Consider the following 12,525-nt stretch of genomic DNA (forward strand, 5'->3'; position numbering starts at 1 on the left):
TTGGACAGGCCGGTGCCGTCGGCATTGTTGGCGGTGATGGTGTAGTCGCCGACATTGGCGGTAGCGGCCGCGCCAGTGCTGCCCAGGTTGACCGACGACACGCTGTCGCCGTTGACCAGGCCATTGCTGCTGAAGCCGTTGAAGCCGCCGGTCTGTCCGTAGGTCTTGCCGCCGTTGTTGGCGGTGATGGTCAATGCCTTCGGGTCAACCCATAGCTCGCCTTGCACGAAGGAAAGGGCATATCCGCTTGTCCCGGCATCCAATGTTCCCGCGGAGACATCAACGGCATAGGGGGTCGCCGTCACCCCGGCGGTGGCTGATGCGCCTGCGGAAGCGAGTAGCGGGGTGCCGGTTACCAGGTTGGCGAGGTCGTCGGACAGGTAGGCGCCGCTGACACCTGCCATGGCGCCAGTGATGGAAAACGCATTACGTGGATCGATGCTGTCGCCGTAGACCTTGCGTAGCGTGTTTACCGCGACCGTCAGTGTCGGCTGCCAGGCGAACAGGTATCTGTTGTCGGAGCCCGCTGCATGAGCAAAAGCAGTGGTGTTCCACAACGCGGTATTACCGCTGTCAAGGCCGCCAAATACATGATTCTGGGAAGGCGATGCCAGATAGACCTGCCAGCGCCCTGGCCCAGTCAAGGCAATGGCGCTGCTGCCAAAGCGATTGTCGAAAATGCCGGCGGTGGCCAGGTCCACATTTGCTGCACGTATCTGGCCGTCCAGGCGCAGCCCTGCATCCGCTCCCACCTGCAGGTCGCCGGTGGTGGTGATATTACCCAGCTGCATGCGGTCGGCGCTGCCGATACTTGCCGAGGCGGCATTGATATCTACCCGCCCACCAAAGTGGTTGCCCGCCTGCTCAAGTTGGATGCTGCCGATGGCCTGGAGTTGGCTGGTGCCGGTAATCCGCAGGCCTGCGGTTTGTTGGATGGTGCTCAGTGACGTTGCGATCAGATTGCCGCCGATGCGGCTATCCCCAAGCAGCAGTTCCTGGCCCTGCACAGCGGTATCACCGCTTACGTTGGCGTTGTCCAGGACCAGCGTAGTGCCCGCATGTGCGTCCAGGTTTCGGGCGTTGACCGCCTGCAGATTCAGTCCGGCATCAGCGTGGAGGTGTACGTCGCGGCCGTCGATCTCAACCTGGCCATCCAAACGGTTATCTGCGTGCTGCAGGGTGATGTCGCCGCTGGCGGCGAAGCGGGACATGCCATCGACCGTCACCTGCGCGGTCTGCACGATGTTGCCGCTGCTGGTCAGCGACAGATCACCGCTGGCCTGCACCCCTGCCAGTTGCAGGTCGCCGGCAGCCACGCGGATATCGTCGCCGATCAGCAGCAGGGAGTCGTTGAAGCGGTTGCCGGCATTTTCGATGACGATATCGCCGCTGTTGCTTACCAGTGCACTCGCGCCATTGGCGAGGATGCGCCCCGCTACCTGCACCACATTGCCGACATCGCTGGCCAGCATCACCTGTCCGCCGGTGATATCGGCCCCTACCGTCACGCCGTCACGGCCCTGCAGCACCACGGCGTTTCCGGTGAGGGCAGTGTGGGTGTTCAGCTGGCCGCCCGTGGCACTGGCCAGCAGCGAGCCACCCGCAAGATCGATCGCATTGCCGGCCAGCATCAGGTTGCCGTCTGCCTCGAGTGACGCGGTGCCCCCATTGCGGGTGCGCAGCCCGTCAACCTCGAGGTTGCCGTCGGCGGCCAGGGTGACGGCCGATGCGTCCAGCGCCACGGCGTCGCCGAAGGTATTGCCAGCCTGCTGCAGGACGATGTCATCGTGTGCGGTCAGATCGCTGCGCCCGCCCACTTCCACGCTGGCGGTCTGGCCGATGCCGCCGCCATGGGCCACGGCGAAGAAATCGCCGTCTGCGGCAACGCCACCCAGGCGCAGGTGGCCGGCATTTTCAATGCGCACATCGCGGCCGGCCAGCTGCACGCCGCCTCCGAACTGATTCCCCGCATGGCCCAGGCGGATGTCACCGCTGGCGCTGAAGCGGCTGTCGCCCGCCACCCGCAGCGCCACGCCCTGGTCAATGTCGCCCTGGCTATATACCTGCAGGCTGCCGGCCGACACGGTGCCCAGCTGCACGCCCTCACCGGACAGCCGTGCCAGGCCGCTGGCCTGCACATCGGCCTCGTCGAGCAGGCCCAGCGTGGACAGGACCACATCGGCGCCGCGCACCTGCAGGCTGCTGCCGAGGTGGTTGCCTGCATGGTCGAGCATTACGTTGCCGGTGGCCTGGAGCTCACTGCCATCGCCCAGGGTAACGGCACCGCTCTGGGTGATGCCCCCGGCGAAGGCCGTGGCATCGAGCCTGCCCACGTCGGCGCGGGCCAGTGCCAGCGATGCGCCGTCCAGATCGGCCAGGCCCGTCACCTGCGCATCGCGCAGCGACAGCAGGCCCAGCGTGGTGGCCTGCAGTCCATCCACGTCTACCTGTGCCAACGACAGTCCCTGGTCGGCGTAGAGGCGGGCCTGTGCGGCCTGCAGGGCCACATCGCCCTCGAAGCGGTTGTTGATGTGCCGCAGGGTGATGTCACCGGCGGCGCGCAGGTCGGCCGCGCCGTCAACGGACATCTGTGCCTGCTGCTGGATGCTGCCGCTGCTGGTCAGGTGCAGGTCACGGCTCGCAGCCACCATGCCCAGCGTGAGGTCGCCCGCCGCCAGGCGCACGTCCCGCCCGGACAGGCTGGTCACGCCGGTGAACCGGTTGTTGGTGTTTTCCAGCAGCAGGTCGCCCTGCCCGGCGCCCGCCAGCGTGGTGCCCGACTGGATGCGGCCGCCCTGCTGTTCGACATTGTTGCGGGAGGAGACCAGCGACAGGCTGTTGGCGGTGATGTCGCCGCCGATGCGGATGCCCTCCATGCCGGTGATCGACACCTGGCTGCCAGTGAGCGCGGTGGCCGTGCGCACCTGTCCAGCACTGGACAGAAGACGCAGCAGGTTGGTGCCGGTGTTGACTGCCGTGCCCCCCAGGTCGATATCCCCGGTGGCCACCAGCTGCACGGCACCGTTGTTGCCGTTGCGCACGCTTTCTACATCCAGGTAGCCGTCCGCCCTGAGCAGGATGGACTGGCCTTGGGCCGCAATCACGCCATCGAACGTGTTGCCCACGCTGTCCAGCTGCACGTTGCCACTGGCCACCAGGTCGCTGCGTCCCTGCACGTTTACAAAACCGCTCTGCAGCAGGTTGCCTGCGTGGGCCGTGGCGCGCAGGTCGCCTGTGGCCTTCACTCCGGCCAGGGTGAGACCACCGGCGCTGTCGACGCGGATGTCATGGCCGGACAACTGCACGCCAGCAGCGAATGTGTTGTTCACGTTGTCCAGCACCACATCGCCCGTGGCGTTGAATCCGGCGGTACCCGTCACCGCCAGCGCATTGCCTTGGGTGATGCCGGCGCTGCTCTGCACCTGCAGGCTGTTCGCCTGTACGGAACCCAGGTGCACGCCGCGCCCGCTGAGCCGGGCTACGCCCGCCGTCGTGACGGAGCCAAGATTCAGTGCGCTGTCGGCACTGAGGGTGATGTTGCTGCCTTCGGCGCTGACCGCCCCTCCGAACTGATTGGTGCCATCGCCCAGCACGATGTCGCCCGTTGCGGTCCAGTTGCTGGCACCGTCGACGTCGACGGCGCTGGCCTGGCTGATGTTGCCGCCCGTGGCGGTGACCGTGCTGGTCTGGCCCAGTGCCACGCTATCCAACCGCACCGCATTGCCGGTCAAGGCCGTGGACTGCGCCATGGTGGCATCACGCAGGGTGAGCAGGGCTCCGGCGCTTGCCTGCAGCGTTGTTGCGTCTACGCCGGATAGGGTGAGCGCGTCGAGGCCGCTGATCTGGACGGCATTGCCGCTCAGCGCCACATCCCCCATGAACTGGTTGGCGGCGTTTTGCAGGGTGATGTTACCCAGCGAGGTGAAATCCGCGTTTCCACCCACGTAGTAGCGCGCCGACTGGGTGAGGCTGGTGACGCTGTCGATGGACAGGTCGTTGTCGATATTCAGTGCGGCGGTGGATATCGCATTGCCGGACAGGGACAGGTCATGCAGACGCATGGCGCCCCCTGTCTCGCCCCGCAAGGCCACGCTGTCGGCCGCGCTGATGGCCAGGGTATCTGCATCGTAGGTATTGCCGTTGAGAGCACCATTGATCGCGACCGACCCTGCCGTGCTGGTCAGCGTCACATCGCCATTCACCACGCTGCGGCCCAGGTCGAGATTGCCCTGCGTGGTGATGTCGGCCGCCAGCTGGGTTTCTGCTGCGGTGATGGACGACAGGGACCCGATGGTGCTGATCGCCCCAAGGTGCACGGTGCCGGCCGCAGCATCGAGGCTCAGCGCGTGCGGTCCATTCAGGGTGCCGTAGAGCGACAGCCCACCGAGGGTGCTGCTGAGGCGGGTATCCCCCTCGAGCAGCAGCGCGCCGGACCAGGACTGCGCGCCCTGTGTGACGAGGTTCTGCGGCAGGTAAAGCGTGGTGCCGCTGGCAGACAGCGAACCGACATCGACGCTGCCGAAGCGCAGCGTGCCATCGGCAACGACCTGGGCCGCGCCGCCGGCCTGCAGCGTGACCGCCCCGCCGAACACGTTGCCGCCCCGGCCCAGCGTGATGCCGTTGGTGGCGGTGAAACTGCTGGTGGTGTCGACATTGATGGCGGTGGCCGTGCTCTGGGAAATGCTGCCGCCGCTGCTGATCGCCAGCGCCTGTGCATCCACGCCGCCCAGGCTCAGGTTGCCCTGGCTGGACAGCCTCACCGTGCCGCCCTTCAGGGCCACGCTGCCGCCGAACTGATTCTGCGGGTTGTCCAGGGTGATGTCGCCGGCAACATCGAACGTGGCCGCCCCGCCTGCGGTGTAGCGACCGCCCTGCACCAGCCCCCCCTCACTCAGCGTGACAGTCAGCGCACTGCTGCTGTTGATGCCGGCACCGTCGAACGTGCCGCCGTTGATCGCCACGCTGCTGGCGGCGATGGTGCCGTCCACGACGATGTCGCCACCCCGCAGGCCCAGTGCATCCGTCGATTGGATGGGCCCCCCCACGTGGATGTCACCGCTGCTACTGGCCAGCGTCGCCGCGCCGGTCGCGTTGAGTGCGCCCTGCAGGTCGATGTTGCCCACGGTGGAAATGCTGCCGCCCAGCTGGGTGGCACCCGCGCCGGTGCGGGTGAGGCTGGCCAGCACGCTGCTGCCGCCCACGCTGCCGCCCACGATGGCGAGACCGTCAGTATCCAGGGTGAGCGCCCGCGCCGTGCCATTGCTGTCGACAGTGCCCGACAGGCTGATGGCCTGGTCACCGGTGCTGGTCAGTGCCACGTCGGCCCCCAGGACGACGTTGCCCGACAGGCCGATTGCACCGCTGGTGGTGACGTTGCCGTTGAGCACGGTGCTGCCAGTGCCCAAGGTCTGCAGCGAGGACAGCGCCGTTGCGTTGCCCACCGCACCGCCGAAGGTCCTGGTACCCGCAGTATCGACCGTCAGCGCATGCGCGCCATCCACGGTACCGCTGAAGGACACCGCGCCGCCCGAGGTACTGGACAGCATCCTGCTGCTGCCCAGCGTCACCGGGCCGGTGTAGGACTGGGCACCGGTACTGGTCACGTCGCCGCCCAGGGTGATCGCACTGCCGCTGGCCGCCAGACTGTCCACATTGAACGCGCCCAAGCGGAGGGCTCCGCTGCTGCCCAGTTGCAGCGCCCCGCCGCCGCCACTGACGGTGCCGCCGAACTGGTTGCCGCTGTTGTTGAAGTTGAACCCGGCCAGGCGGCCATCGCTGCCCGCCAACCCCGTGAGGGTGGTCGTCCCGGCGATGATCAGGGTGCTGTTCTGGGCCACATTGGTGGTGGAGCTCAGCTGAAGGTTGCCATCCACCTTGCCCCCCAGCCGGGTGATGGCATTGCTGTTGCTGTTGAGCGTAGCGTTGCCCGTGGTGTTCACGGTAACGGCTCCCTTCAGAGCCCCGGAGGTCTGCCCGATCTGCTTGCCGCTGAGCGCGATGTTGTTGCTGTTGAGCGTCGCCCCCAGGTCGAGGGCATTGTCGCTGACCAGTGAAATGGAGTCGGCGGTCGCGGTCCCACGGGCGGATAGCGCGCTGCTGTTGCTGGTGATCGAAGCCGCCATGGTGCCTGCGCCAAAATCAATGTTGGCCGGCGCGTTCGTACTGAACACCAGGCTGCCGCCGTCGATGCCCTGCGCCTGCACCACGCCAGTGGAGTTGATGCCGTAGAAGAACGTCCCCGATTGCACCATCGACTGCATGTCCACCGAGGCGCCTGACAGGTAGCCGGTGTTGTTGATGGCCGAGGCGGCCACCCCACCAGCGCTCCGCGCCGTGAGCAGGTGCTCCCAGCTGCCTGCGTTGTTCGCGGAGGGAGCGGCGGGCTGCATGAAGGTGGAGTTGACGCTGTTGGCGGCCAACAGGCTGGCGTTGCCCGCCGCGGTGATGGTGCCGCTGTTCTCGACGATGGCACCGATCAGGCTCACGCCGCCGGTGGCGGCGTTGATGCTGCCGCGGTTGACGATGGCACCGGGCGTGCCCGAGCCGGTGAAGGTCCACATCGCCGGCAGCGACGCGCTTTCACTCACATCCAGGTTGGACATGACGGGCGGCAGCGACGTGGCCAGCAGCCCACCCACGTTGATCGTGCTTCCGCCGTTGAACACGATGCCGTTGGTATTGACCAGGAAGACGTTGCCGACCGAGGACAACGATCCGTTGATGACGGAGGCGGCACCGGAAATGATGTTGATCGACCCCGCCGCGGCGCTCGGCATGTCGAAGGTAACCGAGCTGCCCTGGGCGATATCGAAACCGGTCCAGTTGATCAGCGAGACGTTGCCGTTCTGGCTGATGATCATCGTGCTGCCGTTCTGGCTCATGGTGGCGCTGTTCTGCACCGGTGCGAAGCCGGTCGGCAGGTCGGCGGCCTGCACGGCCGGCGCCATGGCGGCGAAAACCGCAGTGGCCAGCAGCGAGGGCAGCAGGCGTCCGGCGCGCGTGCTGCGCGTCGCAGGGCGTTGCGGTGCGTTGGCGAATTCAGCGGCGACCTGGATCTGGCCGAGGGCGGCGTTGAAGACAAGGCGGTAGATGCGGTTCATGTCGATGTCCTCAGAACGTGCTGCTGATGCGCGCCCAGTACTGGGTGCTGCGTTGGTCACTGCCGATGTAGCTGCCGGTGGGTTTGGCCGCGCTCATGTCCAGGCGCAGCTCCGGCTTCCAGGGCAGGCGCAGGCCTATGCCCAGGCCCGCGCCTTCCAGGGTGACGGGCAGGGCGCCCAGGCGCCGGTTGGCCGCGGCCGGCGAACTGCGGCCCCAGTCATAGAACAGACTCACCTCGAACAGGTCGCCCCAACGCCGCCCATCGAACGGTGAAGGCGTATCGGCAAATCCCGGGGCACTGAGCTGGTACTCGAAGGTGGCCTGCACGCCGCGATCATCCAGCGCGCTGGACAACGGGTAGGCACGCACGCTGGTGGGGCCGCCGATGCTGAACTGCTCCAGCGGGGTCAGCGCATCGTCGGTGAACTGCGCGCTGCCGCGCAGCAGCAGCCGCTGGTTGCCGGGCAGCGCCTGCAGGCGGGCAAGCTGGGCACGCACGATCCAGAAATAGGCGGTATGCGAGGGATACAGCCAGTTCAATGCCGGCGATTCGTCGTTGATCGACTTGCGCACCGACAGCTGTGCCAGGTTGATGCCGCGCCAGCGCTGGTCGGTATGGCGCAGGCTCAGCCCCGCATCGATCACATCAAAGGTATGCCGCGACAACTCCATGCCCATTGCATCCAACGTTGACTGTTCGTGCACCCAACGTGCTGACGCCTGTACCTGCAGATTGCTGCGCTGGATGAACTTCCAGTCACTGCCGGCGTAGAACAGGGTGGTGGGCCCGGTCAGCTGCATGGCCGCGAGCGGCCCGTTGTTGATCTCCATCTCGCTGCGGCTGACGCCGGCGGTGGCGCTGGGACCATCGATCCTGGAGGAGGGGATGCTCAGCGACAGCGCGGCCTGCCAGCTGTCCGCCGGGTCCAGTCCGTAGCCCAGGCTGGCAGCCAGCACATCGCCCGCACCCAGTGCGTTGAAGGCGCTGACGCCCAGCTCTGCGCGGTACTTGCCGGTGCTGTCGGTGCCATGGTTGCTCAGCCCGGCGGTGATCTCATATGGATGGGCGCTGTCTTCGGCGACCAGGATGATGTCGGTATCGCCGGGCTCGAGGCCGGGTTGCAACACCGAGCTGACCGATACGCCGGGCAGGTCACGGGCATACAGCAGGGCGCGTTCCAACTCTGGCCTACGCAGGGGGCGGCCGATCAGCCCCAGGCTGCTGGCGCTGAGCTGGTCGTCGCGATAACGGCGGCTGCCTTGTACCAGTACCCGCCCGACCCGGCCTTCCGTGACCTTGAGCATCAAGGTGTGGCTGTCGTCCATCTGCTGCGGTGGAATATAGGCCACCGAGACCAGGAAGCCGGCGTCCCGGTAGGCCTGGGTGATGCGGCTGCTGATCTGCTCGATCTGCGGAAAGCTCAGTGATGCCGGCAGCGTCGGGCTGATCTCCCGCAAGGCCTGGTCGACCACGGCCTGGATGCGGTGCGGATCGATGCCGTTGCCCGGGTGTTCGCCGACCCCTTCGACGTGTATCCGTGCTACCTGCACGCGGGCTTCGGCTTCAGCCACGGCGGTGCTGGGCGTGGTCGCTTCCTGCGCCGCAACGGCTCCGGTGAGACCCAATGCCAGCGTCAGCAGGGTGGCCTTCGGCCAGCGGTAAGGGAAACAGGGGGGCGTGCGGCAACTGCGGGACTGACTATGCATCGAGGGTTTCCTAGAGATTCCAGCGAGCCCGCCCGACGGAAATATCGGCGGCTCCCTCTGTAAACCGGGAAAGCCGGCGCGGGAGCATCACGAAAAACGGAGGGAAGCCCCGAAAGGTGATTTGCGTCACATTTGAAGGGTGGGGTCCCTGGGGCCTGTTCAGCGATGCCCGGCCCCAGTTGCCAGGCCGGAACGGGCTACAATCGGCAGCTCCCTCGCCCAGTTCCAGGAGCTGTGATGTTCCCGCGTGAAGCCCGTATCGAGTCCTACGATCCCGAGTTGGCCAAGGCCATTGCCGATGAGTGCCAGCGTCAGGAAGACCATGTCGAGCTGATTGCCAGCGAGAACTACGCCAGCCCCATGGTGATGGAAGCGCAGGGCAGCCAGCTGACCAACAAGTACGCCGAGGGTTACCCGGGCAAGCGCTACTACGGTGGTTGCGAGTACGTGGATATCGCCGAGAAGCTGGCCATCGACCGCCTCAAGCAGCTGTTCGGCGCCGATTACGCCAATGTGCAGCCGCACAGCGGCTCGCAGGCCAACCAGGCGGTGTACTTCGCGCTGCTGCAGCCGGGCGACACCATCCTGGGCATGAGCCTGGCCCATGGCGGCCACCTGACCCACGGCGCCAAGGTCAATGCCTCGGGCAAGATATTCAACGCCATCCAGTACGGCGTGAACGAAGCCGGCCTGATCGACTACGACGAAGTCGAGCGCCTGGCCCTGGAACACAAGCCGAAGATGGTGGTGGCCGGTTTCTCCGCCTATTCGCAGATTGTTGACTGGGCGCGCTTCCGTGCCATCGCCGACAAGGTGGGTGCCTATCTGTTCGTGGACATGGCGCACGTCGCCGGTCTGGTCGCCGCTGGCGTCTATCCGAATCCGATCGAGCACGCCCACGTGGTCACCTCGACCACCCACAAGACCCTGCGCGGCCCGCGTGGCGGCATCATCATCGCCAAGGGCGCTGGTGAAGAGATCGAGAAGAAGCTGCAGTCGATCGTGTTCCCGGGCATCCAGGGTGGTCCGCTGATGCACGTCATCGCCGCCAAGGCCGTGGCTTTCAAGGAAGCACTGGAGCCGGAATTCAAGGCCTACCAGCAGCAGGTAGTGAAGAACGCCCAGGCCATGGCCACCACGCTGATTTCGCGCGGTTACAAGATTGTCTCCGGCGGCACCCAGAACCATCTGATGCTGGTCGACATGATCGGCAAGGACGTGTCCGGCAAGGACGCGGAGGCCGCGCTCGGCAAGGCCCACATCACCGTCAACAAGAACTCGGTGCCGAACGACCCGCGTTCGCCGTTCGTGACCTCGGGCCTGCGCCTGGGCACCCCGGCCATCACCACGCGTGGTTACAAGGAAGCTGACTGCGTGGCGCTGGCAGGCTGGATTGCCGACGTGCTGGACGCACCGGCTGACGAAGCGGTCATCGCCCGCGTGCGTGATGCGGTGAGCGAACAGTGCCGCAAGTACCCGGTTTATGGTTGATCGGTTACAGGTGCCAGCGGTGGGTGGCACCTGTCCTACCGTGAGCTGATTGCAGTACCCCGGGTTGGGCGCTTGCCCCGGCCCGGGGTTTGTTGTATCTGCGTTACAGGTTTTCCACGTCGCATGCGCGGCGCCTGATGTCCAAGGCTTGAAACATGCATTGCCCGTTCTGCCAGCACACCGATACCCGCGTGATCGACTCGCGCGTCTCCGAAGATGGCGCCACCATCCGCCGCCGGCGTGGCTGCGAGGCCTGTGGCGAGCGTTTCAGTACGCTGGAAACCATCGAACTCAAACTGCCGGTGATCGTCAAAAGTGACGGTGGCCGCGAAGCCTTTGACGCGCGCAAGCTGCGCGTGGGTTTCGACCGCGCGCTGCAGAAACGACCGGTATCGGAAGAACGCATCGAGGCGGCGGTACGCGCGGTGGTGCATCAGCTGCGCATGTGCGGCGAGCGCGAAGTGCCCTCGATCAAGGTCGGCGGCTTTGTGATGGACGAGCTGCGCAAGCTCGACCATGTCGGCTATGTACGTTTTGCCTCGGTCTACCGCAGCTTCGAGGATGTGGCCGATTTCCGCGACGAGATCGAAAAGCTGGAGCGTGATCATTCCAGTGATGAAGATCAGCTGCCACTGCTGGGGCGTGCGCGGGTCGAAGAAGCGCGGACAGGCAAGAGCGGCAAGCGCTGACCGGTGTATCGGTTCGGTACGGAGGCCGAAATGGTGAGGCGATCAACGGGAAAGCGGTTTTCAGGCCATGGATTGCGTGTGGCTGCATTGTGTCTGGCGTTGACTGCACAGGCATCGGCACAGGAGCAGGAGCGGTCCGCTCTGTTGGATGTGGCTGAGCGCGCGCGGCAGGCTGCGCAGGAAGCCGCCGATGCGGTTTCCGCGCTGGAGCCAGCGCAGGCCAAGCCATCATCCTGCGTAGGGGAGATGTGTACACCGCAGGCGCTGGCAGGGCGCTATCGCGTTGTCGAGGCGGGATTTACAGGCTCGGTCCTGGAGCTGGACGGCGATGGCAGCTATGCGTTGAGGTTGGCGTTGGCTCCCATGCCGCGCAGCTCGAAGGGGCAATGGTCGCTACAGGACGGCATGGTGTTGCTGTATCCGCGCGATGAGCTTGCAGACACCATGCAGCTGGTGCCCCATGAGGCCAGGTCAGCCGAGCGCGCGCAGTTGCAGCAGCTGCTTGCCGACCTGCAACAGGCACATCCGAATCCGGCTGGTCGCAGCGATCACGGCGAGCTTGAGGAACTGCAGGCGCAGTTGGCGGATACGCACACAGCCGGCATGCCGGTGTATGTGAATCTGCTTGACCCAATGAGCGGCGTGGCCAGCGATGGCGTGCGCGTGGTGTTGGAGCTGGCCCAGGGCGAGCTGTCCGCCGAAGGCGAGTTGGCTGGGGGGAATACCTATCGTTTCCCATCGCCGGCACCGGGGCAGGTCGTGACGGGCCTGCGCTTGCACTTCTCTGGCATTGGGGCGTCGCTGCGTTTGCCGCTGCAACCGCCGCTGCGGCCCAGCTACCAAGTGCTGTTCGATGGCTGCGCGGTAGGCATGTGCGAGTCGGAGACGATGGGCTTGGTGCTGGAGCAGGCGGAGGGTGGTGTGCGCTTTGCTGCCTGGGGCGTTGGCGTATTCCAGCGCGTGAACGACTAGTTGTCTGGATGTGCAGGCCGCTGACTATGGCCGCTTGAGTTGAATCCTATGAAGATCGTCAATCTGCAGGACCGGCGTGAACTGCTGCCGGTAATTGCCCATGCCCATGTGCAGGCTTTCGGTGCGCTGTTGCCGGACTGGACGCTGGCCCAGGCCGAAGCCGAGCTGCGGGCGCAGCAGCGCGATGACATTCCCTGCACGTGGCTGGCCGAAGACGACAGCGGCTGGCTCGGCTCGGTGAGCCTGCTGCATGACGATCACGAACAGATCCGTGGCTGGTCGCCCTGGCTGGCCTCGCTGTATGTAGATCAAGCCGCGCGTGGCAAAGGCGTGGGTGCGGCGCTGGTGGCGCACTGTGTGGCGAAGGCGGCGGCGTTGGCTGTGCCGGTGCTCTACCTGTACTGCGAAACGCCGATGGTGGCGTGGTATCGCAGCCTGGGCTGGCGTGTGCACGCCGAACTGCAGTTTGGACCGTTGGCGATAACGGTGATGGCTATGGACACGGCCGGTGGCTGAGCAGTTGGCAAGCAAGGACGCCGGCCTCGCTACGCATACACTTGGCATA

The 12,525-nt window shown here is 65.8% G+C and carries 6 protein-coding genes; 4 read left to right on the forward strand and 2 right to left on the reverse strand.

Going from position 1 to position 12,525, the window contains the following annotated elements; translation table 11 throughout:
* Positions 1 to 7,100: filamentous hemagglutinin N-terminal domain-containing protein (locus RT460_RS03425; protein ID WP_313317169.1), on the reverse strand; the 7,100-nt coding region annotated here is incomplete at its 3' end.
* Positions 7,101 to 7,110: 10 nt separating this feature from the next.
* Positions 7,111 to 8,808 carry a ShlB/FhaC/HecB family hemolysin secretion/activation protein gene (locus tag RT460_RS03430; RefSeq protein WP_313317171.1) on the reverse strand — a complete coding sequence of 566 codons (1,698 nt, stop codon included), beginning with the start codon at positions 8,806 to 8,808 and terminating at the stop codon, positions 7,111 to 7,113.
* Positions 8,809 to 9,045: 237 nt separating this feature from the next.
* Between RT460_RS03430 and glyA the strand changes: the two genes are divergently transcribed.
* From glyA to RT460_RS03450, 4 genes are all read left to right on the forward strand, one after another.
* On the forward strand, positions 9,046 to 10,299 hold the full coding sequence (glyA, locus tag RT460_RS03435) for a serine hydroxymethyltransferase (protein ID WP_313317172.1): 1,254 nt from the start codon (positions 9,046 to 9,048) through the stop codon (positions 10,297 to 10,299).
* 155 nt (positions 10,300 to 10,454) lie between these two features.
* On the forward strand, positions 10,455 to 10,988 hold the full coding sequence (nrdR, locus tag RT460_RS03440; protein WP_313317174.1) for a transcriptional regulator NrdR: 534 nt from the start codon (positions 10,455 to 10,457) through the stop codon (positions 10,986 to 10,988).
* Positions 10,989 to 11,066: 78 nt separating this feature from the next.
* The gene (locus RT460_RS03445) at positions 11,067 to 11,960 is read left to right on the forward strand and encodes a hypothetical protein (RefSeq protein WP_313317175.1); all 894 of its coding nucleotides are present in this window, start codon (positions 11,067 to 11,069) and stop codon (positions 11,958 to 11,960) included.
* A gap of 48 nt (positions 11,961 to 12,008) precedes the next feature.
* Entirely contained in the window at positions 12,009 to 12,476 is a 468-nt protein-coding gene (locus RT460_RS03450; protein WP_313317177.1) for a GNAT family N-acetyltransferase, read from the forward strand.
* The last annotated feature ends 49 nt before the right edge of the window (positions 12,477 to 12,525 follow it).

The sequence above is a fragment of the Stenotrophomonas sp. genome, assembly GCF_032061965.1.
Lineage (GTDB): Bacteria > Pseudomonadota > Gammaproteobacteria > Xanthomonadales > Xanthomonadaceae > Stenotrophomonas.

Excerpts from the sequence above, each read along its gene's own strand:
- nrdR (WP_313317174.1), top strand. The coding sequence starts at position 10,455 with ATGCATTGCCCGTTCTGCCAGCACACCGATACCCGCGTGATCGACTCG.
- RT460_RS03450 (WP_313317177.1), top strand. The coding sequence starts at position 12,009 with ATGAAGATCGTCAATCTGCAGGACCGGCGTGAACTGCTGCCGGTAATT.
- RT460_RS03430 (WP_313317171.1), bottom strand. The coding sequence starts at position 8,808 with ATGCATAGTCAGTCCCGCAGTTGCCGCACGCCCCCCTGTTTCCCTTAC.
- glyA (WP_313317172.1), top strand. The coding sequence starts at position 9,046 with ATGTTCCCGCGTGAAGCCCGTATCGAGTCCTACGATCCCGAGTTGGCC.